Raw genomic sequence first — 24930 nt, 5'->3', positions numbered from 1 at the left:
AGGGCCTGCAACTCGGTGTATTTTTGCTCGGCCAACGCTAGGTATTCGGCCTTACTCATGGCGGTGGAGGGGGCTGTAGTCATGACCTAAGTTACGAATACGCAGCGACAATTTGGGTTGCACCCTGCCTGCCTGTTATTACTGGTTGTAATGCCGTTTATCAGCTCTCACGCGCAGAATGCTTACAACGACTGTCGGCGGCTTGATGAGGCGTGTGGCACGAATAACACCAAGATTAATGACGCCTATAAATTCTTTCGAATACTGGCTAGCTATTACCCTGTTAGTGAGCAGCCGATATCGTTTATTAAAATATACGAAGACTTTGCTCCCAATCCTTACATAGCCCCGGAGCTAGGAAAAGCCACCCAGCAAATATTAGATAGCCTAGAAAATATTGCTACGACCAACGACCAAATAACGGGGCTATATGAATCATCCAAAGGCGTAAACGCCAAAAGGAATAATACCGCTCAAATTAATAGAATGATTGCACGCACGAATTCGCAAGCCATCATTGATGTGCTTAACGAAGTAAAAGACAATATAAATAGCAAGCAAGCCAGTGAGCTTGCCCAGCTGAGCAGAGCTACAGATAAAAAAAGTATAGAAATAAGAGAAACTGCGCTGAAGCTTAGCAAGTTCTCGGAATTAATACAGCAACGGGCAACTCAATCCAACGAATTAATGATTAAAATTCGGCAAGAAATTGCAGCTACCGGAAATATCATGCCAACTACTGGCTTGCCCAATATCAATGAGTTTGCAAATAAATGGTATCCTTTCAGGTACGCGGTGGATGATGCACAAGCTGTTGAACTAATAGCTAAGGCCAAAGATAAAATAGAGAATTTGCAAAAAATAGAAGAAAAAAATCCAGTATTGAGAAAAAATAAAATAACTAAAGCTTACAAAGCTATTCTTGACACATTCCTGCTATCGTCCACGAAAATATACCGTGACATTGCGTATGGAACGATGGAAAAAACGGCTTACCAGAAGCAAAAACTTTACGAGTGGTATCCAATAGAGTCGGTCGCGCTTCATACCATCGAGGCTCAGATAGATGCGCTAATGCCAACTATACATCAGCCGATTTATGGGATGCAAACTTCATTGACGGACGCTACTTTCTTCACTGGCACTATGTACAGTGGGCTGTCTGGCTCCAACGATAACGCCCACTCCTTGGCCGACCCGGCCGCCGCTGCCGCTCAACGCACCCAAACATCCATTCCATCCTGGCAGGCGGTGGCTATTGATGGCTTATCGATGTTCGTTGCCGAGCGGCTGCAAGCCGAGTTAAACGCTGCATTCTTCCAGCGCTTTTCCGCTATTCTCAACGATCCTCGCTACAACGATATTCAGCTTCTTTTTCCCTCCACCTCTAAGCTGCTGACTCGTGGCTCTAACGACTACACCTCGGTGATTCAGCTCCTGCGTTCGGCATTCCGCCAGGACCTGACGGAGTTGATGTTCAATTTTACCGAGACTGTTTATTCGGAGCAAGCCAGTAGCCGCCCACTGCGCACTATCCACCGCACGCTGCTCCTGAATCCTACAGCTAACAAAACCCGCCTGATACAACTGCGCTACGTGTACCTGGTACTCATGTCGCTACGCGAAGCGGCGCGTGGCACTCACCCGGCCGAACTGCTTTCCACGCTCAGCGGTATCGTGGAGCAATCTTCGGGGCTTATTGAGGACAAGGAAGGGATGCAGGAAGCGTTGCAGCGTCTGAGTATATTTTCGAACGCCATCCGTCAGAATTCCGGCTTGGAGCGGGGATGGATAACCAAAGATCAAGTAGAAGAACTGACCACTCAGGAACGGAAGTACCGTTTCTTTTTGGGCCTCATCTACCAGCAGCTCAACCAGCTCGGTGCTACCGATCCGCTGCTCTACGACTCTAATAAACTACAGGGAGCCGTATTGGGCTTCTGTAGTTTGGCAACCCAAATGGAAGGGCAGATTGCTCACTTGCGGCAACGAGCAACGGTGACAGATAGCGCCACCAAGCTACGGGCTAAAGATTATGAGCCGCTGTATCGGACGCTACTTAGTACGGCCGAATTCACGGAGAGTAAAATCATGCACCGCTCAGCTTTGGTGCTCAGCCAGCAGCGCAAGCTCAGCGACGCTATCCTGGAGGGCTACATAGCCGCCGGCGAGGGCCGATACGGCGTAACGGTGGCCAACCTGCTAATGGTGGTGACAACTATTTTGCCTCCCGATGAAGTACTGCGCCTGGTCGAGAAGAAACGCGGCAACTTTGCGCAAAATCTTACGGCTGCTCAGCGCCAGCAACTACTGGCGGCATTTCAATCGGTGCGGGACAGCCTGATAGCGAACCGCACTTCCGGTAAGCCGGTAACTTCCGGTAAGCCGGCAGCCTGGAGTACGCTGGCTACGCCACTGTTAGCAGCAGAGACGGCGTCGTTGCTTTCCAACGACTTTGATTTATTGCCGCTCCAGGCACAATATGAGCAGCTACACCAAATTCAGGAGCAGTATGCCGTTGCTATCACCCCACTGCCTACTAAGCCATTCACGGCAGAGGCTCTAGCCAGTTATAAAAATGCTTTACAAGCCCAGATACCCGCTGCCGCAGTAAAATATGTCGGCGAGCTAAAAAACCAATATGACACTGCCAGTATCAATACCAAGCTGTCTCTGCTAGACACTTGGTCGTTGGATTATGGGCTTGCCAAAGCGGCCGTTCCCATCAATATTCCTCAGCTCATTCGGTATGGGCAGTTTATGGCGGCTGTGGCCGAAGCGCGCAAAGCCGAAGATGTGCACAACGCGTTGAAAGCAGCCGCATTGCCAACAGGTAGCTCGAGTATTAAACGTCAAACCTTCGTCAACGTGTCGCTTAATGCCTACGCGGGCCTCAATGCCGGCGGTGAGTGGCTGCAGGGTTCAGCGAATGGTCGGCTATTGGTCTCCAAACAGCTGCGGGGTGCCGCCGGCTTCACGGCTCCCATCGGTCTGGCCATCAGTTGGGGTATGAGCGGCCGAATCGAGAAGGCAGAAAATACCCTCGCCCTAAAGACCCAGCAGCTGAGCGGCGAAACAAACCCGAAAGGTCTCAGCGCCAAACAACGGCATGTCAGTCGGGCATCATCGCGCCTAAACCGGATTTCCCGGTCTTACCAATACTACGGCGGCAACAATCAGGAGCGGTACCTTCGCGGCACCTCCCTCAGCGCTTTTGTTTCCCTGATTGATATTGCAGCGCCGGTGCAGTTTCGGCTTAATCCGGAGAACAATACCTCCACCCTCCCTCAAGATGTTACCTTCAAGCAGATCCTGGCTCCGGGGATATTTGGCGTGTACGGCTTCCGCAACTCCCCTTTGTCCCTGCTCGCCGGGGGGCAGTTCAACCCTGACTTGCGCAAAGTGGAAAGCAGCGGAGCTACCGTGGAGAAACGGGACGCTTTTCGCTTCTCTCTGGGCCTGACAGTGGATATTCCCCTATTCAACATCTTCTCCCGGACCGAACGGCGCGGCACTATCAATTACTGGCAAGGATCAGTACAGTTTAACAGGAACGGCAGCATACTCAACCATAAAGCCACTCATCCTCAGTTCCAAACGGAGTAAGTACCGCAGCTCACAAGTTTCCTACAATAGCGTTGCATCATTATGCCAGCCTACATCAATGGCGCGGATAATTTTATGCAGCATTCTTCGCTTGTGGCATTGTTAGGTATCAAAATAGGAGCATAAGGCGAGCATCTACCTTCAGCATAGATATGGTTGTCGAAATAATTGCTAATACTACCGGCAAGCCAAAAGCCCTACGTAAGAATGAAACACCCATTGTTCGGGTATGACATCTTTACGTAGGGCTTCCGTTACGCGGGTGCTAACGTTACCCCAGCTTCTTATACCGCACCCGCTTGGGCTCTACATCCCCCAGGCGCTTCTTCTTGGCTTCCTCATAGTCGGAGAAATTGCCCTCGAACCAGACCACTTCCGAGTCGCCCTCGAAGGCGAGGATGTGGGTAGCCAGCCGGTCGAGGAACCACCGGTCGTGGCTGATGATGACGGCGCAGCCGGCGAAGTTCTCCAGCGCGTCTTCCAGGGCCCGAATGGCGTTGATGTCGAGGTCGTTGGTGGGCTCATCGAGCAGCAGCAGGTTGGCACCCTGCTTGAGGGTGGTGGCCAGGTGTACCCGGTTTCGCTCCCCGCCCGAGAGGCTCCCGACTTTCTTCTCCTGGTCGCCGCCGCGGAAGTTGAAGTTGCCCACGTAAGTGCGGGCATTCACCGGCCGGCCGGCCAGCAACATGGTTTCGGTGCCGCCCGAAATCGTTTCGAACACCGATTTGTTCGGGTCCAGCGTGTCGTGTTGTTGATCGACATAGGCATACTGCACCGTGGGGCCGACTTCGAAGCTGCCCGCATCGGGCTGCAGCTGCTCGGTGATGAGGCGGAACAGCGTGGACTTGCCCGCGCCGTTGGGCCCGATGATGCCCACAATACCGCCCTGGGGCAGCGCAAACGACAGGTTCTCGAACAGCAGCTTGTCGCCGAAGGCCTTGGTAATGCCGTGGGCCTCGATAACCTGCCCGCCCAGGCGCGGGCCGTCGGGGATGAACAGCTCCAGGCGCTGCTCTTTTTCCTTGGCTTCCTCGCTCACGAGCTTGTCGTAGCCGGCCACGCGGGCCTTGCTCTTGGCTTGGCGCGCTTTGGGCGACATCCGCACCCACTCCAGCTCGCGGGCCAGGGTTTTCTGGCGCTTGCTTTCGGTTTTCTCCTCCTGCGCGAGGCGCGTCGATTTCTGCTCCAGCCACGAAGAGTAGTTGCCTTTCCACGGAATACCCTCGCCCCGATCCAGCTCCAGAATCCAGCCCGCCACGTTGTCGAGGAAGTACCGGTCGTGGGTTACGGCAATCACGGTGCCTTTGTACTGCTGCAGGTGCTGCTCCAGCCACAGCACCGATTCGGCGTCGAGGTGGTTGGTAGGCTCGTCGAGCAGCAGCACGTCGGGCTCCTGGAGCAGCAGACGGCACAGCGCCACGCGGCGCTTCTCCCCACCCGACAGGTTGCCGATGATGGCGTCGCCGTCGGGGGTGCGCAGGGCATCCATAGCGCGCTCCAGCTTGCTGTCCAGGTTCCAGGCGTCGAGGTGGTCGAGGCGCTCCTGCACGGTGCCCTGGCGTTCGAGCAGCTTGTCGAAGTCGGCATCCTCGGCTCCGAAGGCGTCGTTGATTTCGTCAAATTCCTTCAGCAGGGCCACCGTTTCGGCCACGCCTTCCTGCACCACTTCCAGCACCGTTTTGGCCGGGTCGAGCTGCGGCTCCTGCTCCAGGTAGCCCACCGAGTAGCCCGGCGAAAACACTACCTCGCCCTGAAACTGCTTGTCGACGCCGGCAATAACTTTGAGCAGACTGGATTTACCCGAACCGTTGAGGCCGAGAACCCCGATTTTGGCCCCGTAGAAAAAGGAGAGGTAAATATTTTTGAGAACTTGTTTTTGCGGCGGGTACACTTTGGTCACGCCGGCCATCGAAAAGATAATCGTCTGGTCGCTCATGGAAGGAGAAGTGGTAAGAAAAGGGCTGTAAGAGCCCAGAAAAGGAGAAGGAAGAAGGTATTAGCGGCAAGAAAGCAGATTTGGCCCAACGCCCGCGCTACGGTGCCCGGAAAACGTGTCGGCAGTTACCAACCAATAGTACCCCGTTGGGAGCGGTGGGCAGAGCTAACAGAACAGGTAGAGAGTTGAGATTTTGCCAATACTCGATATTTTGCGGGCTCATTGGGCCACCCAGGCCGCTACCAGTCGTCACAGCTATGCGAGTGAGTTAGCTGTTACGTGGTGTCAACTGGGCATAACCGTGCGGGTAACCAGTGCGTAGCCTTACTTTCCGGAGAAGACCGCCGGGCCGTGTGCCGACCAGCACCCGCCAAACGGCCGCTCATCAAAGGTAGGCAGGCCCGCGTAAGATTCCACGGAATGCCGACGGGCCACCAAAAAACAACGGGCAACTGGTAGGCATGCCGTAAATCTTGCTCATATTTCCGCTCCGAACTCCATTTCACCCCTATTCGCCCCGCATTATTCGTCTATGGAACAACCTAACCACTTACTGGCCGAAGCCCGCCGTTATGGCTACATCGAGGGCGACCAGGTGTGGCTCCGACCGGTTATGAGCCTGCCAGCCCGGCGGGTGGGCCAGGTGAAAGATTCTGAAGAGGCCGCCCTGCTTTACTTCGCCCAACGCTTCGAAACCTTCCGTGCCAAGGTAGATGAGCTGCTGCTGAAAATGGAAGAGTCGGAGAATAAGGGCTCTTTTCTGATGAAGGCCCTGCACCTGAAAGAGCAAACGGCCCTCTACGATGGACTTGGCGACTTTGCGGCCCTGCACCGTCGCCTCAGCGAAGCCGAAGCCGATATCAACGTCACGATCAGCCGCAACCGGGAGAAAAACCTGGCTACCAAAATCAGCCTCATTCAGGAGATGGAGGCCCTCCACGACACCATCGACTGGCAGGCCGCCGGCGACCAGCTCAAGGATCTACGACAGGCCTGGATCAAGACCGGGCCCGTTGACAAACAGCTCACCGAAGAGCTGGAAGCGCGCTTCCACGAGGCCGTAGAAGAGTTTTTCGTGCGCAAGAAGGATTTCATTGCCCAGAAAAAGGCGATGACCAACCGCGTCTACGATAAGTATAAGGAGCTGATTCATAAGTCGGAAGCACTGCAGAACACCGAGGACTTCGACAACACGACGGCCAAGCTCAAGCAGCTGCAGCAGGAGTGGAAAGAAGTGGGTGGCTCGCTGCCGCGCAAGCAGGCCAATGAGCTCTGGACACGCTTCCGGGCCGCTCACAACCACTTCTTCGAGCGCCTGAAAGAACATATCAACACCAAACGCGTCGAAACGTACGCCACCGGCCCCGATGACAACCTGAGCCGCAAGCGCGCCCTGGTAGCCGAGGCTGATGCCCTGCTCGTCCGGCCCATGAACGAGGCCGTGGCCCGCGCCAAAGAGCTGCAGGCCGCCTGGAAGAAAGTAGGCCCCGTGCGGGGGGAGGAATCGGACCGGGTGTGGGAGCAGTTCATCATGGCCTGCGACAAAGTATTCGAAATGAGCGCCCTGGAGCACTTTATCCGCAAACGCCAGGCGGGCAGCACCGAAACGCTGACGGCAGAAGAGCAGGTCAACACCCGCATCCAGGCTCTGCGCGACTTTATTCAGTCGGATCAGCAGGAGCATCTGGTACTAACCGAGAATCTGGATAAGCTCAGCGACTCGCCCGGCAACGACACGTTCCGGACGATGCTGCAGGGAAAAGTGCGGGCTTTCGACCGAAAAATCCGTACCAAAACCGAGCTCATCGAAATCTTACGCAAGCGCTTAGCGGCCTAGCCCAACATTCGGGCGCGTTTTACGTTGTCCTGCTGAAGCAACCCTGACCGTAGAGCCGTGTTTTGCAAGTAGGCGGCTCGCTACTAACTTTTAAACACTACTTTTGCCAACCTTTTTTTGTAGCACACACGACTATGTATTGGACCCTCGAACTGGCTTCGTATCTGGAAGATGCCCCCTGGCCTGCCACCAAGGATGAACTCATTGACTACTCTATCCGCTCGGGTGCCCCGATGGAAGTAGTAGAAAACCTGCAGGCGCTGGAAGACGACGGGCAGCCGTACGAGAACATTGAGGAAGTATGGCCGGACTACCCGACCAAGGAGGACTTCATGTTCAACGAAGACGAATACTAGCACGAAGCGCTCAGAGCGGAGATGCTAGAACCCAGACTGCGGCCTTTACTCGGCAGCTCTGCTTATTGCCTTCTTGGTTCTTATGTCTGAGCTCTCAGTTCTGAAGATTGAAAATCTGGTTGCGGGGTACGAACAGCGTGTTCTACTCCGCAACCTTTTTTTGTGCCTGCCCGCGCCGGCTTTCGTAGCTATTATCGGGCACAATGGCTGCGGCAAAACCACGCTGTTCCGGGCCCTGACCGACCGTATTCCCTACCAGGGCACTGTGCATGTAGCCGGCCAGAACCTCCGCCAAGTGCGGCGGCCGGCGGCCACCGGGCTGCTAGCCCACTTGCCCCAGCGCAGCTCCGTGGGTTTTCCGATTGAAGTGCGGGAGCTGGTAGTAATGGGCCGCTTTCGGCACCACCGGTTCCTGAGCGCCTACCAGCCCCACGATTACGAGCTGGCCGAAGGGGCCCTGCAGCGCGTGGGGGCGTTGCACCTCGCCCGCCGCGACTTCACCCAGCTTTCGGGCGGCGAACAGCAACTGGTGTGGCTGGCCCAGCTGGCGCTGCAGGACGCGCAGCTGTATCTGCTCGACGAACCCACCCAGCAGCTCGACGTGTATTACCGGCGCCGCATCTTCGACCTGCTTCGTGACTGGGTAGAACAAGCCGGTAAAACCGTGCTCTGCATTACCCACGACCTCGATAACCTCGCCGATCTGCCCGGCTACTTGCTAAACCTGTCGCGGCCTGCGCCCCAGCTTCAGCCGTTATCCGCCGCCGTGGTGCGGGCCGAGCGCACGTTTTTGGAGAGTGAAGAGAGCTTGGCAGTAGGGTAACAAAGACCGTTACCGCTGCCCCGGCCGGCCACGCACCACGTGCCAGATGGACTGCAGAAACGGCCAGGCCGTGACCGAGTTCAGAATGCGGAAATTGTCCAGCCAGGAAGTGCGCTCATCCAGAAAAGCCAGAATCCGCTCGAACGGATTACGCTGAAAAAGCTCGGTGAAAATATCCCGGGTGTATTCGCCGCGCCGCTTCATAATATCGAGCAGCAGCGTATCGAAAAGGCGAAACTGCGGCTGGTCGCCGGTAAGGTGGCGGGGTGGTGCCCCGGTGCGGGCCAGCGCGTCCACTAGCCGGGCACTATGTTCCTGAATGCGCTTGAACGCGTAGCCCGTGCTGGGTTTGGCCCGCCCCGCCCGGGTACCCAGGTTGATGATGTGTGGCCCGGAGCGTGCCGACAGCGGGTGGTCGGTCATGGGAATAGCTCCTACCTCCTCGCTCAGAATGGTGTAGGAAGTTAGGCCCAGCGTGTCGCGCAGATAGGCGGCCATAGCGGCTTCGTATTCAGCCTTGGGCAAGAGCTGCTCCGAAAACAGCGTGTACTCCACCAGCGCCTTGCGCGGGCCGAAGGGCAGCACATAGATGAAGCGCGCCTGCTGCTGCTGCTCGCCCCGAAAATCCATGAACTCCACCGTCACCGGATCAAACGCATCATGCTCGGTTTGAATCTCCCACCCCACAAAGTGCTGGAGCAGATACCGATACTTATCAGGCTGCTGCTCCAGGCGGGGCGGGCGGCTGTCGAAAGCGTAGCGGGCCGTATACCGCCCTGCGCTGGTGTGGGCCGTCACGCCCTCCGGGGTATTGACCAAAGTGTCGATGGACTCCCGCACGAGTGTAAACTGCGGATTCTGCGCCAACGCCTCGCGCACGAAACGGTAGAAATCCAGCCCCCGAATCATCTTATAGCGGTAGCGCTGAAGCGTAAACACCCGCTCAAAAGCCGGGCTGCGAAATGCCAGCCGCTCCCACTCGTGGGCGACTATGGCATCAAAAGGCGTGGGGGCATCGGCCCAGAACGACCAGGTCCGGTCGTTCTGATCTTTGGCCTCGGGCTCAAGCAGCACCACGCGCTTACCGCGCAGCCGGGGCTCCTGGCTGATGTGATAAGCCAGGCTCAGGCCCGCCGCCCCGCCGCCGGCAATCAGATAATCGTATTCTGGTTGGGCTGGGGCAGCAGGCATAGCGCGGGAGGTTGGGAAAGATGACGCACGGCGAATATATAGGAAAAACAAAAAGCCGGACGTAAGCCCGGCTTTCCAGTGTAAAGAAGTACGTGACCGCCTAGAAGTTTGGCGACAACAGGTACCTGGAGTAGAAATCGTCGATAATTTTCACCGCCGACGCGGCGTCGTCCACCAGCTGCACGAGGTCCATGTCTTCGGGCGAGATGTTGTGCTCGTCTTCCAGCATAGCCTGCTGAATCCAGTCGAACATGCCCTGCCAGTACTTGGTGCCTACCAGCACGATGGGGAAGCGGCCGATTTTCTTGGTCTGAATCAGCGTAATGGCTTCAAACAGCTCGTCGAGGGTGCCAAAGCCGCCGGGCATACCGATGAAGCCCTGCGCGTACTTCACGAACATCACCTTCCGCACGAAGAAGTAATCGAAGTTGATGACTTTGTCGGGGTCGATGTAGATGTTGTGGAACTGCTCGAAGGGCAGCTCGATGTTCAGGCCTACCGAGCGGCCGCCTTCGGAGCGGGCACCCTTGTTGCCGGCTTCCATGATGCCGGGGCCGCCGCCCGTGATAACGCCGTAGCCGTGGCGCACCAGCTTGGCCGCAATTTCCTCGGCCATCTGGTAGTAGGGGTTGTCGGGCTTGGTGCGGGCCGAGCCAAAGATGGATACGCAAGGACCGATTTTGGACATCTTTTCGAAGCCCTCCACGAATTCGGCCATCACCTTAAAGATCTGCCAGGAGTCGGCAATCTTGATTTCGTTCCAGTCTTTGTCCACAAACGCTTTGCGGATGCGCTGCTCGTCGTCGACCTGCACGGTACGCTCCCCGTGCGTTTGCTCGCGGATGTCGCTGATGCTGGTAACCTTGTTGTCGTTCACGTTCGGCTGAACGATGGTCTGTCCGCTGCCGGCATTCAGCGCTTCGTCAGACGACTTGGTCCGACTGGTTTTTTTGAGTTTCGTCATGGCTACACAGGGGAATTGCGGGGTCAGGTGGAGGCAACATCGTTGCCCGTAGCGGTACACCCGACCCGTTGGTAAAAAAATAGAAAGGTGGGAGCAAAACAAAGCCGCCCTGCTCGGGCAGGGCGACCAAAAATAGGGGCGCGCAAGTTAACAATTTGTTAACAAGTGACCTAACATGTTGCCTTTGAGTTACGTGCTAGCCCCTACTTCGAGCGAATCGCAATAACCGGGTCCAGGTTGGAGGCCAGCACCGCCGGCACAATACCGGCCAGCATGCCAATCACCACCGACACGGTGAGCCCCAGCGTGATATTGCCCGCCGACAAAAACAACGGCAGCGAATCCTGCGGAATCAGGGTAATCAGGAACACCAGAAAAATTCCGGCTGCCCCGCCAAGTAAGCAGAGAAAGATGGCTTCGAACAGAAACTGAAACAGAATGAAGTAGTTTTTGGCGCCCAGTGATTTTTGGATGCCGATAATATTGGTGCGCTCCTTCACCGACACAAACATGATGTTGGCAATGCCGAAGCCGCCCACCAGCATGGCAAAGGAACCAATAACGGCCCCCGCTATGCCAATAATAGAGAAGAGCTGGGTAATGGCGTTGGCCAGCATTTCGGGCCGGTTCAGGGCAAAATTATCGTCCTGTCGGGGTTTCAGCCCCCGGATATTGCGCATCACGCCCTGCAGCTCATACTCCAGATCGAGCAGGCCGGGGTCGCTGTTGCTGCCTTTCACGGCGATGGTGGGGGTTACGCCTGTCATGCCGCCGGTATTCAGCGCAAACATCTTGGTGAACATTCCGAAGGGAATCAGGCAGTTCGTGTCGTTGCTGGGCGTGTCGAGCAGCTTCTTGCCTTCCTTCTGCATCACCCCAACGATGACAAACTTCTGGCCCCGGGCTTTAAACTCTTCGCCGATAGCACTCCCGTTCGGGTACAGATTCTCGGCAATGGTAGCCCCGATAATGGCTACGTTGCGGGCCGCGTCCACTTCCTGAGAGGTAAAATACCGGCCTTCGGCAATCGGCACATCCGACACTTTGCGGTAGTCGTAGCTGACGCCCTGCAGGGCACAGTCTGACACGCTGTTGCTGCCCGCTTTGAGTACGCTGCCGCCAACGGCTCCAAAGATGGCCACGCCCTTGTTGTTGGGACCCAGGTTTTTCTGCAGCTCCCGAAACTCGCGTACTGAGGGCACGGGCCGGTTGAAATATTTCCACCACGGATACTCACCCCCGAAGGCCCAGGGCCACTTACCCACATAAATCACCTTGTCGCCGACGAAGCTCATGCTCTTGCGCACGTTGGCCTCCAGCGAGTCGACGACGGCAAACACGGCAATGATGGCAAAGATGCCCACCGTGACGCCCAGCAGCGACAGAATGGTGCGTAAGAGGTTTGATTTGAGGGCTTGCCACGCGAAGCGGAAGCTTTCCAGAGTCAGGCGCAGGGCGAGCATCGGCGGAGCGGATTAGGCAAATGACGGAGTAGAGGCAACCACTAGATTTCGGGCGAAAAGTAACGATTAATCCGGCCATTGTAGGTACTTTTGCCAACCCAAAATTTTGTTAGCTTCCCCTCCTATTGCCTTTCCTTAGCCTATGAAACTGTCCGAGTTCAAATTTGATCTGCCTGAGAATCTGCTGGCGCAGCATCCGGCCAAGACCCGTGACGAGTCGCGCTTGATGGTTTTGCACCGTGACAGTGGCAAGATTGAGCACCGCGTGTTCAAGGAAATCATCGAGTATTTCACCGAAGGCGACGTGTTGGTGCTCAACGACACGCAAGTGTTTCCGGCGCGCTTGTACGGCAATAAGGAGAAGACGGGGGCTAAAATCGAAGTATTCCTGCTCCGCGAGCTGAACAAGGAAATCCACCTCTGGGACGTGCTGGTTGACCCGGCTCGTAAAATCCGGGTCGGCAACAAGCTTTACTTCGGCGAGAGCGACATGGTAGCGGAAGTTATCGACAATACCACCTCGCGTGGCCGCACCATCAAGTTCCTGTTCGATGGTACCGACGAGGAGTTCTACAAAGCCCTGAACGACCTGGGCGAGACGCCACTGCCCCGCGATATTATTACCCGCGAGGCCGAACCAGCCGACAAGGAGCGTTACCAGACCATTTATGCCAAGCACAAGGGCGCAGTAGCCGCGCCCTCGGCGGGCCTACACTTCACCCGTGAGGTCATGAAGCGCCTGGAAATCAAGGGGGTAGACGTCGTTCCGGTGACGCTGCACGTTGGTCTTGGCACTTTCCGGCCCGTGGATGTGGAAGACCTGACGAAGCACAAAATGGATTCGGAGAACTTCATCGTATCGGCGGAGTCGGCGGTGGTAGTGAACCGGGCCCTGGACGCCAAAAAGCGCGTGTGCGCCATCGGTACCACCTCCATGCGCGCGCTTGAGTCGTCGGTATCGGCGCACAACCGCCTGAAGGAAAACCAGGGCTGGACCGACAAGTTCATCTTCCCGCCTCACGAGTTTAAGATTGCCAACACGCTGCTCACCAACTTCCACATGCCCGAAAGCACCCTGATGATGATGGCTTCGGCCTTCGCGGGTCATGAGCTGCTGACGGAAGCGTACCGGCTGGCTATCAAAGAGAAGTATAAGTTCTTCACCTACGGTGATGCGATGCTGATTCTGTAGTTGGGGCTTTAGAGAGGTAGGATGCTGGTCTTCAACTTTCTATTCTCTTATACTACCACCACGCAAAACGCCGAATGCCTGCCAGGTATTCGGCGTTTTGCGTGAGGCCGCAGCCGTACCTTGCCTCCCCCTACTTCGCATGAACGAACCCAAGCCACTGAGCGCTCAAGCCCCCGCCACCCCGCGTTACGCTATTCTGGTAGCGGGCGGCACGGGCACGCGCATGGGTGCCGACCGGCCCAAGCAATTCCTGAACCTGCTGGGCGAGCCGGTGCTGCTGCACACGTTGCGCCGTTTTGCCGATGCCGCTTTGCGGGTGCAGCACTGCGTAGTCGTGCTGCCAGCCGAGCAATTCGATACCTGGCAGCAGCTCTGCACCGAGCATAGCGTGACTATTCCGCACGTGGTGGTGGCGGGCGGCATCACCCGGTGGGCCTCCGTTCGGAATGGACTGGCGCACCTGGCCCACGAGGCCACGGGCATCGTGGCGGTGCACGATGGAGTGCGGCCTCTGGTGTCGGCCGCCGTGATTGAGAATACCTACGTGGCAGCCGCTGAGCGCGGGGCAGCCGTGGCAGCCGTGGCGCCCAAAGACTCGGTGCGGGGCCTAGCCCAACAGGGCTCTTATGCTCTCGACCGCTCCCGGCTGCGCCTGGTTCAGACGCCGCAGTGCTTTGAGCTGCACCTGCTGCGGCGAGCCTATCAACTGCCGGAGCTGCATACCTTCACCGACGATGCCAGCGTGGTAGAAGATCTGCAGCCCATTTATATGGTGCCGGGCGACTACCGAAATCTGAAAATAACGACGCCCGAAGATCTGATTGTAGCTGAAGCGCTGCTGCTGGCGGAGCGGAGCGCTGTATAAGGGATGCCATTGCTTTGCCCGGTTCGGCTTACTTTTCGTTTCTCATCTTCTTCCACCCGATATTATTCCCCATGTATACCTGCCTGCTTTACGACGTCCAGAATAGCGTAGCCACCATCACGCTGAACCGCCCCGAGGTGTTTAACGCCTTTAATAATCCGCAGAGCTACGAGCTGCAGGATGCCTTGCAGCAAGTGGCCCAGGACGATTCGGTGCGGGTAGTGGTGCTGACCGGTGCCGGCCGGGCCTTTTGCTCGGGCCAGGACTTGAAAGCCACCCAGGATGAGGCCCAGTTTTCTTTTGCCGACACCCTGCACAAGCGCTACAACCCTATTATTCGGGCAATGCGCAACCTACCCAAGCCCATCATTGGCCGCCTCAATGGCGTGGCGGCTGGCGCGGGCTGCTCTTTGGCGCTGGCCTGCGACGTGCTGGTGGCTTCCACGGATGCTTCGCTGATTGAGGTATTTATCAATATCGGGTTGGTCCCGGACTCGGGCTCCTCCTACTTTTTGCCCCGCTTGGTAGGCACGCTCAAAGCATTTGAGTTATGCACGCTGGGCTCGAAGGTGACGGCTGAGGAAGCCCTGCGGCTGGGACTGGTAAACCAAGTAGTGTCCCCGGCCGAGCTAGACGCCGCAGTGGCGGCGCTGGCCGCCCGCTATGCCGCCGCGCCCACCAAGTCCATTGGCCTCATTAAGCAGATGCTCAATAAAGCCGGAGCTACCTCGCTGGACGAAATGCTGGATTATGAAGCGCACTGCCAGCAGATTGCCGGCGAATCGGCTGATTACCGAGAAGGTGTGGCCGCTTTCACCGAAAAGCGCAAGCCTGTTTTCAAAGGCATCTAGTTAATTGTAGGATAGCAATACTGCTGTCTGACATCGGGCTACAACTCAGGCCAGCGTTAACAAAGCATTCCTGATTCCTGCTGTGGCTGCCACATGTTTACGCATGCAATTTGGCTATGGGCAGTAAGTGTAAGAAGTGATGAACTGGCACTTTCAGTGCCACAGGGCAGCTTTTCAGGAAAGGCTGCCCTGCTTTGCATGTGGCGTGCGAGCAAGTAAAGAGTTTGCGTACGCTGCAACTACTTACTGCAAGTAGACATGGAAGCCGAACACAGTTGCGGCAAAAAGCAAATATCACAATTTGCTGATTATTAGACCATTACATCTACATATAAAATTATTAATATTTAAACTTTTATCCTTTATGTGTCTTTATCACGCACACAAGGCCTTCTGATTATCAATATTCGAATAACCATTTCAACTATCCGTATTACTGCGTAGCTTATTAGAAGTAATTCACAGTCAACCACTTCTAATCCCTACACCTATGGCACCCACCTCTCTCTTAGTGCGAGCAATGGTCATTGGCTTGGCCATGTTGCATGTGAGCTGCGAAAAAGACACGACTGTTACACCACGCCAGTCGCATAGCCCTGTTGTTACCAGCAGCTCAGATAACCAAGATAATGGCGCTTATGTAGCGAAAAACTACTTCCAGGTCGGTATGTGTGCCTGCCTGACTGGACTGGCCGCCCCCCTGGACATGACGCAGAGCAACTATGTAGAAACGTCATCTGGCAACCGTACTTCGGTATGGACGGGGCCGGTGCCCGCCAGCCTGATGCCACCGCTGACTCTTGACGCAGCTACCGGCATTTCTTCCTTCACCTATATCTCCTTCTGGAACGGAGATGGAGATGGTATTTACTATGACAGCAAGTGCGTCGTTACGGCCGATGGTGCCGGTGGTGGCACAGCAACCCTGACGCTTCATGCAAAAAAGCTCAAAAAATGAGCGCCAAGTGGCTACACGTTACGCTTGCTACCAACAAAAGCGGCCCGGAATTCCGGGCCGCTTTTGTTGGTAGCAAGCTGCAGTAGTGTGCTATGCGCAGTTGGGTAAATTTAGCGCAGACGAATGGTGCGCGTAACGTTACCGACCGTGATGCTGGCAATGTTGTCGCAGGCTTCGGTGCCGGTGGGGTCGTAGTTCAGCAGCAGGGATTTACCTTTCGAGTTGGTGATGTTGACCGTGCCGGCCGTGAAGTGGCGGGCGCAGCCCAGGGTAAAGTTCTTGATGAGCGGCTGCTGAATTTGGGCGGTGTAGCCTACGCCTTTGCGGTTGGTGCCGGTAGCTTGGCCGGTCACCTGAAATTTGTCGTCCTGAATGGTAGGTGTGCCAAACCCGGCGGTGCGGGTGTAGGTGCGCTGCGAGGTCCAGCTGTGGGTACCTTCGGCGGTGATGATGCTGGCTTTCTGCACGTCGAGGGTGAAGGAGCCGCTACCCAGGCTGGTGAACAGGCGGGTGCCGGTGTGCTGCCGGTCATTCACAAAATAATCCACTAGCGTGACGGCCGCCGTGGCCCCGGCTTGTACTACTCCGTTCAGGCGGTAAGGGCCACCAAACACAACTACGATTTTGCCGCGCCGGGTTTTGCCGTTCGGGCACACGCAGTTGGTGAGGCCGAAGTCGATGGTGAGGGTGCGGGTCTCCTGGTTGTAGCTGCGCGTGGCACAGGTGCCGAATACCCGCAGCAAGTCGGCGGGCTCCCGTACAGCGCTGTTAGAAACCTTTTCGTTGCCGGGAGCTGCTACTTCGATGATGTCGCCGATGGCAGCATTTTCGTCTTCAGCGTTGCCGCTGTCTTCCGCCGACTCCAGATTCTCCGGGGCGGCGTCCTGGTCTTTGTTGCAGGCGGTGGTGAAGCAGAGCAGGCCGCCGGCAAGCGCGGCGAAACCCAGGGAGCGGAGAGTGGCAGTTGTCATGGGGGAAGAAGTTGGAATGTGTAGCACTTGTTGGTTTTGTAGCATTTAGAGGAAGTGAGCAACCAGTAGTTTAATCCCCCTGCAAAAAAAAATTTAGGCCCCGGAACTATTCTGCTCAAAACTACCGCGCAGGGGGTTCGTATAGCTTAAATCTCATTTCTACTTCTCTCCTTCAACTGTGCTGCCGTATGTTTTATTCGCCTCGCATCCTGCCGTTGAGCTTGCTTCTACTACTAGGAGCCTGCTCGCCCGACGCGGGCCAGAAAGACCCAGTGGCGGAAGCGCAGTTTCAGAACGAGAAGCGCATTGGCAATGAAAACGTGACCGAAAAGCAGGAGCGCGATGCAGAGTTTATGGTGAATGCTGCCAGTGACGGCCTGCTGGAAGTAGAGCTAGGCAAGCTGGCGCAGCAAAAAGCCACGACTCCAGCCGTAAAAAACTTTGGCCAGCACATGGCCGAGCAACACGCCGAAGCCAACAGCGCCCTCAAAGCGCTGGCCGAGCAGAAAGGACTGGTGCTGCCGGGCGGCCTGGGCAACGAACAGCAGGAAACCTACCGGGAACTATCGGGCCTGACCGGTAGTGCCTTCGACAAGCAATATATGGCTGCCATGGTGGCCGACCATAAAAAAGATGTAGACGCTTTCGAGGACATGAGTGAAGACGCGTACGACGGCGACATTCGGGGCTTTGCCGCCAAATACGCCCCAGTGCTCAAGCAGCACCTGGAAATGGCCGAGCAAGTGAATGACCAAGTAGAAGAATTGCCCTAACACTTTCGCCTTTTTCCAACCAACCTTACTTCCCCGCTATGAAAATGCGCTTTTTTTCGCTGCTTGCCTTAGGGGCACTACTTTCTTTTTCCAGCTGCGACTCGGCTGAGAAGCGCACCGATGGGACGGCCGGCGAGGCCGTGAGCGACATGGATGCCGCCGCCGAGGAAGGTGGCGTACAGGCTGATGCCACTGTTATCGACAACGATGCCGGGGTCACCGTAACGGCTGGTAGTGACTCGATGGCGACTGACTCGGCAGGCATGAACCGCTAACAGCGCTTGGCCCTGATTTTCCCACTCCTGTTCTTTCACAGTTCCTTGTACTCTCCAACTCACCCGCTATGAAACGCATTACCACCAGCCTGCTGTGTGCCAGCCTATTCTGCTTCAGCGCTTGCAGCAGCAACGACACCACGACCACAACCGAAACGCCGACTAACTCGGAGGAAGCGGGCGGCAATGCCGGCGACAACTACATGAACAGCGCCACCAGCGGCGACTCGGCCTCGACTACGATGCCTGCCGATGCCAGCGCGGCCGGCAGCGCTGCGGCCACGGGCACGGCCCCAGCCGATATGAATGCCAACTCAGCCGGCGGGCCCACTGCTCCGCATTCCACCGACCCCGAATTTATGCAGTCGGCGGCCGCCAGCGACCAGAATGAAATTCAACTCAGCAAGCTGGCTCTAGAGAAAGGTGTGACCGGTATGGTGAAGGAACACGCCAACATGATGATTAAGGACCACACCAAGTCGACGGCGGATCTGAAGGCCATTGCGGGCAAGAAGAACGTGGTGCTGCCCCCCGATATGGACGGAGAGCACAAAGCCATTGCGGCCCAGATGCGGAAGCTTTCGGGTAAAAACTTCGAGAAGAAGTTTATGGAACAGATGGTGATAGACCACGAAAAAACCCTGAACACGCTGAAGGCCCATCAGCAAATGACCAAGGACGCCGACTTGCAGGGCTTCATCAGCAAGGTGACGCCCGTGGTGCAAGGCCACCTAGACATGTCGAAGAAGCACAGCGACATGAAAATGTAATGAAATTTTGATAGGACATAAAAAGCCGCCGCAGAGCATTCTGCGGCGGCTTTTTATCTTATAGCATTGTGCTTCCTGCAGCGCTACCGCTACCGACGGCGGCGGCATGCCGCCTACCGGCAGAGGAAAGGCACCACCAACCTTTTAGCCCGAACCGAACACTCTGTTGCTGCAGTGTCGTTGTCGTGGTTATGCGAACCAACTGCTCCTACTTCACCTTCTCATCGGCATACTTGCTGATCTTCAACTCTTCGGCCAAGAAGCGGGCGGTGTGGCCTTTCTTGACTTTGGCAACCTGCTCGGGTGTGCCCTGGGCCACGACGGTACCGCCGCCGCCGCCGCCTTCGGGACCGAGGTCGATGATGTAGTCGGCCACCTTTATCAGGTCGAGGTTGTGCTCGATGATGAGCACGGTATTGCCTTTGTCGACCAGCTTCTGCAATACGTCGGAAAGATGGTTGATATCTTCGAAGTGCAGGCCGGTGGTAGGCTCGTCGAGGATGTAGAACGTTTTGCCGGTGTCTTTCTTACCCAGCTCCGTCGCCAGTTTCACGCGTTGGGCTTCGCCGCCACTCAGCGTGGTAGCCTGCTGGCCCAGCGTGAGGTAGCCCAGGCCTACTTCGTTCAGCACCTGAATTTTACGCAGAATTCGGGGCTGATTCTCGAAGTACTCCACGGCTTTTTCCACCGTCATGTCGAGAATATCGGTGATGCTCTTGCCTTTGAAGCGTACTTCCAGGGTTTCGCGGTTGTAGCGGCGGCCTTTGCAGGTTTCGCAGGGCACGTGCACATCGGGCAGAAAATTCATTTCGATGGTGCGCAGGCCCGCTCCTTCGCAGGTTTCGCAGCGGCCGCCTTTCACATTGAAGGAAAAGCGTCCCGGCCCGTACCCCCTAATTTTGGCTTCCGGCAAGGAAGCAAACAGGCTCCGGATTTCAGTGAATACGCCGGTGTAGGTGGCCGGATTGGAGCGCGGCGTACGCCCAATCGGCGACTGGTCGACCTCAATTACCTTATCAACCAAATCCAGTCCCTCAATGCTTTGGTAGGGCAGCGGGTCGCGCTTGGCGTTGAAGAAGTACTGATTCAGAATCGGGTAGAGCGTGTCATGAATCAGGCTGGACTTGCCCGAGCCCGATACGCCGGTGACGGCCACCAGCTTACCGAGCGGAATCTTGACGGTCACGTTTTTTAGGTTGTGGCCGGTAGCGCCCTTCAGCGTCAGCAGGTTGCCGTCGCCCTTGCGCTTCTGGCGGCGCAGCTCGATGTGCTTCTGGCCGCTCAGGTATTGCGACGTAAGGCTGCCCGACTGAAATATATCGGTGGGCGAGCCCTGGGCCACGATATGGCCGCCGTGAATACCCGCGCCCGGACCAATGTCGAGCACGTAGTCGGCATTCATAATCATGTCTTTGTCGTGCTCCACCACAATCACCGAGTTGCCGATGTCGCGCAGGTGCTGCAGGGCCTTGATGAGGCGTTCGTTGTCGCGCTGGTGCAGCCCGATGCTGGGCTCATCCATAATGTAAAGAACGCCCACGAGCTGGGTACCGATTTGGGTGGCGAGGCGAATCCGTTGCGACTCGCCGCCCGACAACGTGCGCACCGAGCGGTGCAGGCTCAGGTACTCCAGGCCGACTTCCAGCAGGAAGCCAATGCGCTTCCGGATTTCCTTGAGCAGCTCCCGGGCAATCAGGTTCTGGCGGTCTGAAATACGGCTCTCCAGGTTCTCAAACCACTGCGCCAGCTGCGCAATGTCCATCACCGACAGCTCCCCGATGTTCTTGTCGGCAATCTTGAAGTGGAGCGACTCTTTTTTGAGCCGGTGGCCGTGGCACTCGGGGCACTCTTTGGATTGGGTATACTCCTGAATCCAGGTCCGGATATTCTCCGAATCGGAGTCCATCTGGCGGCGCAGAAACGGGATAATACCTTCGAAAGGCTCCACGTAGCTGGCCTTTTTAGGGTCGCCGCCTTCTTCTTCCTCAATGCCGTAGAGCAGCTTCTCCAGCAGATCGGCCGGCAGCTTGTCCAACGCCGTGGAGAGGCTGACTTTGTGGCGCTTGAGAATGGTTTGGAGCTGCTGAAAAATCCAGATGTCGCGGTACTCGCCCAGCGGCGCGATACCGCCGCGACTGATGCTCAGCTTTTTGTCGGGCATCACGCTGTCCTCCGTTATTTCCTGCACTTCGCCCAGGCCGTTGCAGGTAGGGCACGCGCCGTAGGGCGAGTTGAAGGAGAAGGTATTTGGGGCCGGGTCGTCGTAGGCAATGCCGGTGGTGGGGTCCATCAGGAAGCGCGAGAAAAACTGCGTCTTCTTCGAGTCCGAGTCGAGCACCAGCATGGTGCCCTTGCCGTGGGTCAGGGCATTCTGCACCGAGCCCGAGAGCCGAAACCGGTCTTCCTTGGTGGCCTGCAGCCGGTCAATCACGATTTCGATATCGTGGATCTTGTAGCGGTCGACCTGCATCTTGGCCGTGATGTCGAGCAGCTCGCCATCGACGCGCACTTTGGTAAAGCCCAGCTTGGCCACCTGCTGAAACAGCTCGCGGTAGTGGCCCTTGCGGCCCTTCACGACCGGTGCCAGCACCACCAGTTTTTTGTCGGCGAAGTGCTTGAGGATGTAGTTGATAATCTGCTCGTCGCTCTGCCGGATCATCTTCTGGCCCGTGGCGTAGCTGAAGGCCTCGGCGGTGCGCGCATACAGCAGGCGCAGGAAGTCGTAAATCTCGGTGATGGTGCCCACCGTGGACCGGGGGTTGCGCGAGGTGGTTTTCTGCTCGATGCTGATAACCGGCGACAAGCCCTCGATTTTGTCCACGTCGGGGCGCTCCAGGCCGCCCATAAAGGAGCGGGCGTAGGCCGAGAAGGTCTCCATGTAGCGCCGCTGGCCTTCGGCATAAATGGTATCGAAAGCCAACGACGACTTGCCCGAGCCCGAAATACCGGTAAAGACCACGAGCTGCCCCCGCGGAATCCGGACCGATATGTTTTTCAGATTATGTTCGCGGGCCCCGTACACCTCAATAAAAGGCGCTTCGACGTCGGCGGCCCGCTGCGGCAGGGCTGGCGGCGCGAGAACGGCAGCAGAATGGGGGGCACTAGGGGAGGCAGTTGTTTTCTTAGCCATGCAAAGCTGATCGAATAAGTCCGCAAAGGTACGCAAAACGCGGCCCGTTGGCTACCCCGAATAGCTTATTTGCCAGTGGTTTTAGCGCACGGCCAGCACGTGGGGAGCCGCTGGCCAGTGGAAGCCCGGCGGAGGAGTTACAACACAGTGGAGGCACGCATTGTCGCAGGGCAAATAAATAATCTGTGGCTGTACACACGCTGTGGCTTTAAGCTTCTGTAGCTGCTTGGCTCCGTATTTGCGTTACTTGGTTTTTACTGCACCCTCACTTCTTTCCCATCAAGCCATGAAACTTCTCAAAATTGTCGCGGCCGGCCTATTTGCCCTGGCGCTGAACACGCCAACACCAGCCCGGGCGCAGGGGAACAGCAACGTAGCACTACCCACCTGGCGCCAGGCCGTGGGTACCACCACGCAGTATTATTATATCCCCGAGCTTGAGGGCTACTACGATGCGCGCGACCGACGCTACGTGCTCCTGCGCGACGGCCGTTGGGCGCGGGTGGTCAACGTAAGTGGCTACAACCCCAACAACTTTCACCCGGTGGTTATCGACTATGTAGGGGCTCAGCCCTGGTCGCGCATCCGGGAATACAAAACGAAATACCCCAAAGCCGGGCACCCGCACGGCATGCCGCCCGGCCAGGCCAAGAAAATGCGTACCGGCCAAGCCATCCTCATCGACCGGAATGACGGGTACGAGGGCGACTATAAAAAAGGCAAGAGCCATGGCAACGGCCACGGAAAGAGCAAAGGAAAAGACAAGGACTAAGTCTCGCTTTGGCGCATCAAAAACAGAAAGCCTTTCCTTCGGGAGAGGCTTTTTCGTGTACAGCAGCGCTTATCCTCAACGTAGGCCACTCGTCTCCCCTTATATACATCCGGCTCTAAGCGCCGGGCCGTCACTAGCCCGCCCTGCGCACAGAAAGCGCACAGCCGGCCGCTCCAGTTATGGCGGGCTCTCTAGAAAAGAGCGGAATGCCCGCTACACTTACTTGCGGGTCCTAGCTGCCCCGTCAGGCAGTTGGCACGCCGGCCTTTTGCCGCCCGATACGGAGCCCGGTAGTTTCGCGTAGTATATTGGGCCCTTTCCTGTCCTGGAAATCCAACCCTCAGTACTGGCCGATACTGCGCCGCTAGAGGGTAAGCTGCTTCTTCTCTATGTCTTGGTCTGTGCGTGGCAAGTCTTCATTCCTGGTGTATCTGCTGGCGTTGGCGCTGCTGTGGGGCAATGCCTACCTGCTGCTAGTAAACCATCCGGCCGCCTATACTCTGGATGAGCAAAGCTACCTGCGCATGGCCCAGGGCAGCTTCGACGTGCCGGTGACGCACCGCTACCGCTTAGTGGTGCCGCTGGCGGCCGGAGCCCTGGCTGAGGCAGCGCAGGGCTTCGCCAACCTAATATCTCCTTCCGATAAGCCGCCGCTTGGCATCAGCTTTTTTCTGGTGAATGTGCTGCTGCTGGCCGGGGCCGGGCTGCTGGCTTTTCGTAGCGCGGTGGCGGCCGGGGCGGCGGCCGGTCCGGCGCTGCTGGGCATGGCGGCCATGCTCACCTGCGGCGCGGCCACTTACGTCACGGGCTTGCTGCTGGTCGATAGTGCCGTGGTGGTGGCCGTAGCGGCATTATACTATGCGGTGCATGCGCGCTCCGGCCGCGTGTTGTTGCTGGCCGTGGTGCTGGGGCCGGTGCTCAAGGAATCCTTTTTGTTGTTTCTACCGCTGGCATTCCTCTGTGGCCAGTTCGTGCCGTGGTGGCAGCGGCTGCTGGCCGTGGCAGCCAGCCTGGGGCTGCTCGGCGCGGTGCACTGGGCCATTGATGCGCAACTTGCCGGGGCAGCCACCGACAGCGTCGCCAATGCCCTGGCGCACGGCACCAGCGTGGGCAGCAATCTGCGCTGGCTGTTTTCGCCCCGGGGCCTGGTCATTTGCGGGGGCGTATACGGGCTGTTCAACTTAGTGGTATTGGCCGGGTTCTGGGGCGGGCGGGCAGCCAGGGGCCAGTGGCTGCGGCCGCTGCGGCCCGGTGCTACGCTGCTGCTGCTGCTGGCGGTGCTGGCCCACATGCTACTCTCGGGTGAGATGAGCCGGATGCTGCTGCTGGCGGGCCCGGCCGTGGCCGTAGCCATAGCGTTGATTGTAGACCGACACCCGCTTTTTGCGCCACTTCGCCGGCTACTCATCCCGGCAGCTCAGCCGAGTCTCCCATAGCCGGGGCGGCGCGGTAGTACGTAGAACAGGAAGTAGCCACTCCGACACTTTTCTCCGCCATGCCTGCCAATCCCTACCAACCCATCAGCTGCAGCTTCTACGACGAGCTGGAAGCCCGCGCCACTACCCGCCAGGTCTGCACGCTGCTTTACCGCACCGAGCCCGACACGCCGCCCAGCACCTATACCGGCATCATCACCGACCTGGTTATCCAGGACAAAGTAGAGTACTTGCGCCTGGAAGACGGCTTCGAGCTGCGGCTGGATGCGCTGGTAGCCGTGGATGACAAGGAGCTGCGGAATTACTGCTAGCGTCCGGCGTTCCTTCACCTCAAGAATGTTATTACAAGGAAAAAAGGGCCACTCTATGCAGAGCGACCCTTTTTTCCTTGTAATAACCTAGGCTGTGTGGACAGTAAGAAAAAAGAACGTCATGTCGAGCAACGCGAGACATCTCGCGTGCTGACGTAAGAGGAGTAATCCCAATGACCGCACGCGAGATGTCTCGCGTTGCTCGACATGACGTTCAAAAAGCATTCAGAACTGCTTTTTCGATTATTGTCCACACACCCTAGTGCTTAGTCAGGAGAATTAGCTGTACAAACCTTTTGATAGTGTCGGGTTAGTTTCTCACGTGCCTTATCGAGCGAGAATTGCCAGTTGACTGTTGCTCGCCGGGCGTTGCGTTCCGCCACACAGGCGTCGACGTGCGCGCTCAGGTCGTCCTGGGTGGGGATGCGCTGGTGCAGGCACTGGCGGGCG

Annotated in this window: 20 protein-coding genes and 1 pseudogene; 14 read left to right on the top strand and 7 right to left on the bottom strand. The window is 57.1% G+C overall.

Annotated elements, in window-relative coordinates; genetic code table 11:
- Positions 1-150: 150 nt before the first annotated feature.
- The gene (locus tag E5J99_RS19105) at positions 151-3606 is read left to right on the top strand and encodes a hypothetical protein (protein WP_135499418.1); all 3456 of its coding nucleotides are present in this window, start codon (positions 151-153) and stop codon (positions 3604-3606) included.
- Between the two features lie 271 nt (positions 3607-3877).
- On the opposite strand, the gene ettA is transcribed toward E5J99_RS19105, so the two are convergent.
- On the bottom strand, positions 3878-5542 hold the full coding sequence (gene ettA, locus E5J99_RS19100) for an energy-dependent translational throttle protein EttA (RefSeq protein WP_135499417.1): 1665 nt from the start codon (positions 5540-5542) through the stop codon (positions 3878-3880).
- Between the two features lie 532 nt (positions 5543-6074).
- Here ettA and E5J99_RS19095 point away from each other — a divergent pair.
- From E5J99_RS19095 to E5J99_RS19085, 3 genes are all read left to right on the top strand, one after another.
- Positions 6075-7379 (top strand): DUF349 domain-containing protein, encoded by a 1305-nt coding sequence (locus E5J99_RS19095; RefSeq protein WP_135499416.1) that lies wholly within the window; start codon positions 6075-6077, stop codon positions 7377-7379.
- 134 nt (positions 7380-7513) lie between these two features.
- Positions 7514-7735, top strand: coding sequence for a DUF2795 domain-containing protein (locus tag E5J99_RS19090; RefSeq protein WP_019948259.1), 222 nt, complete (start codon positions 7514-7516; stop codon positions 7733-7735).
- Between the two features lie 82 nt (positions 7736-7817).
- A complete protein-coding gene (locus tag E5J99_RS19085) occupies positions 7818-8558 on the top strand; it encodes an ABC transporter ATP-binding protein (protein ID WP_135499415.1) in 741 nt (246 codons plus the stop codon).
- 9 nt (positions 8559-8567) lie between these two features.
- On the opposite strand, the gene E5J99_RS19080 is transcribed toward E5J99_RS19085, so the two are convergent.
- From E5J99_RS19080 to E5J99_RS19070, 3 genes are all read right to left on the bottom strand, one after another.
- A complete protein-coding gene (locus E5J99_RS19080) occupies positions 8568-9749 on the bottom strand; it encodes a lycopene cyclase family protein (RefSeq protein ID WP_135499414.1) in 1182 nt (393 codons plus the stop codon).
- Between the two features lie 100 nt (positions 9750-9849).
- A complete protein-coding gene (locus tag E5J99_RS19075) occupies positions 9850-10713 on the bottom strand; it encodes an LOG family protein (protein WP_135499413.1) in 864 nt (287 codons plus the stop codon).
- A 203-nt stretch (positions 10714-10916) separates the two neighbouring features.
- The gene (locus E5J99_RS19070) at positions 10917-12176 is read right to left on the bottom strand and encodes an ABC transporter permease (protein ID WP_135499412.1); all 1260 of its coding nucleotides are present in this window, start codon (positions 12174-12176) and stop codon (positions 10917-10919) included.
- Positions 12177-12318: 142 nt separating this feature from the next.
- On the opposite strand from E5J99_RS19070, the gene queA reads away from it, so the two are divergent.
- The 4 genes from queA (at position 12319) to E5J99_RS19050 (ending at position 16042) form a co-directional block, all read left to right on the top strand.
- On the top strand, positions 12319-13368 hold the full coding sequence (gene queA, locus E5J99_RS19065) for a tRNA preQ1(34) S-adenosylmethionine ribosyltransferase-isomerase QueA (protein ID WP_135499411.1): 1050 nt from the start codon (positions 12319-12321) through the stop codon (positions 13366-13368).
- Positions 13369-13507: 139 nt separating this feature from the next.
- On the top strand, positions 13508-14233 hold the full coding sequence (locus E5J99_RS19060) for a 2-C-methyl-D-erythritol 4-phosphate cytidylyltransferase (protein WP_135499410.1): 726 nt from the start codon (positions 13508-13510) through the stop codon (positions 14231-14233).
- A 71-nt stretch (positions 14234-14304) separates the two neighbouring features.
- Entirely contained in the window at positions 14305-15084 is a 780-nt protein-coding gene (locus E5J99_RS19055) for an enoyl-CoA hydratase-related protein (protein WP_135499409.1), read from the top strand.
- Positions 15085-15574: 490 nt separating this feature from the next.
- Positions 15575-16042, top strand: coding sequence for a hypothetical protein (locus E5J99_RS19050; RefSeq protein WP_135499408.1), 468 nt, complete (start codon positions 15575-15577; stop codon positions 16040-16042).
- A 110-nt stretch (positions 16043-16152) separates the two neighbouring features.
- Here E5J99_RS19050 and E5J99_RS19045 read toward each other — a convergent pair whose 3' ends face one another.
- Positions 16153-17013 (bottom strand): hypothetical protein, encoded by an 861-nt coding sequence (locus E5J99_RS19045; protein WP_135499407.1) that lies wholly within the window; start codon positions 17011-17013, stop codon positions 16153-16155.
- Between the two features lie 188 nt (positions 17014-17201).
- Here E5J99_RS19045 and E5J99_RS19040 point away from each other — a divergent pair, with 188 nt between their 5' ends.
- From E5J99_RS19040 to E5J99_RS19030, 3 genes are all read left to right on the top strand, one after another.
- On the top strand, positions 17202-17786 hold the full coding sequence (locus E5J99_RS19040; protein ID WP_135499406.1) for a DUF4142 domain-containing protein: 585 nt from the start codon (positions 17202-17204) through the stop codon (positions 17784-17786).
- A 38-nt stretch (positions 17787-17824) separates the two neighbouring features.
- The gene (locus tag E5J99_RS19035; protein ID WP_135499405.1) at positions 17825-18061 is read left to right on the top strand and encodes a hypothetical protein; all 237 of its coding nucleotides are present in this window, start codon (positions 17825-17827) and stop codon (positions 18059-18061) included.
- Between the two features lie 68 nt (positions 18062-18129).
- Entirely contained in the window at positions 18130-18831 is a 702-nt protein-coding gene (locus tag E5J99_RS19030; RefSeq protein ID WP_135499404.1) for a DUF4142 domain-containing protein, read from the top strand.
- Between the two features lie 208 nt (positions 18832-19039).
- On the opposite strand, the gene uvrA is transcribed toward E5J99_RS19030, so the two are convergent.
- Positions 19040-21961 carry an excinuclease ABC subunit UvrA gene (gene uvrA / locus E5J99_RS19025; RefSeq protein ID WP_135499403.1) on the bottom strand — a complete coding sequence of 974 codons (2922 nt, stop codon included), beginning with the start codon at positions 21959-21961 and terminating at the stop codon, positions 19040-19042.
- A gap of 286 nt (positions 21962-22247) precedes the next feature.
- On the opposite strand from uvrA, the gene E5J99_RS19020 reads away from it, so the two are divergent.
- The 3 genes from E5J99_RS19020 to E5J99_RS19010 all read left to right on the top strand — a co-directional run bounded on the left by E5J99_RS19020 (position 22248) and on the right by E5J99_RS19010 (position 24480).
- Positions 22248-22733 (top strand): hypothetical protein, encoded by a 486-nt coding sequence (locus E5J99_RS19020; protein ID WP_135499402.1) that lies wholly within the window; start codon positions 22248-22250, stop codon positions 22731-22733.
- 389 nt (positions 22734-23122) lie between these two features.
- The gene (locus E5J99_RS19015) at positions 23123-24169 is read left to right on the top strand and encodes a hypothetical protein (RefSeq protein ID WP_135499401.1); all 1047 of its coding nucleotides are present in this window, start codon (positions 23123-23125) and stop codon (positions 24167-24169) included.
- A 59-nt stretch (positions 24170-24228) separates the two neighbouring features.
- Entirely contained in the window at positions 24229-24480 is a 252-nt protein-coding gene (locus E5J99_RS19010; RefSeq protein ID WP_135499400.1) for a hypothetical protein, read from the top strand.
- A 266-nt stretch (positions 24481-24746) separates the two neighbouring features.
- Here E5J99_RS19010 and E5J99_RS21655 read toward each other — a convergent pair.
- Positions 24747-24930: pseudogene (locus E5J99_RS21655) on the bottom strand (hypothetical protein); the annotation flags it as partial.

The sequence above is a fragment of the Hymenobacter elongatus genome (assembly GCF_004745955.1).
Lineage (GTDB): Bacteria > Bacteroidota > Bacteroidia > Cytophagales > Hymenobacteraceae > Hymenobacter > Hymenobacter elongatus.
Note: the sequence above shows the minus strand (reverse complement) of the source record. Positions and strands in the feature narration are given on the sequence as shown.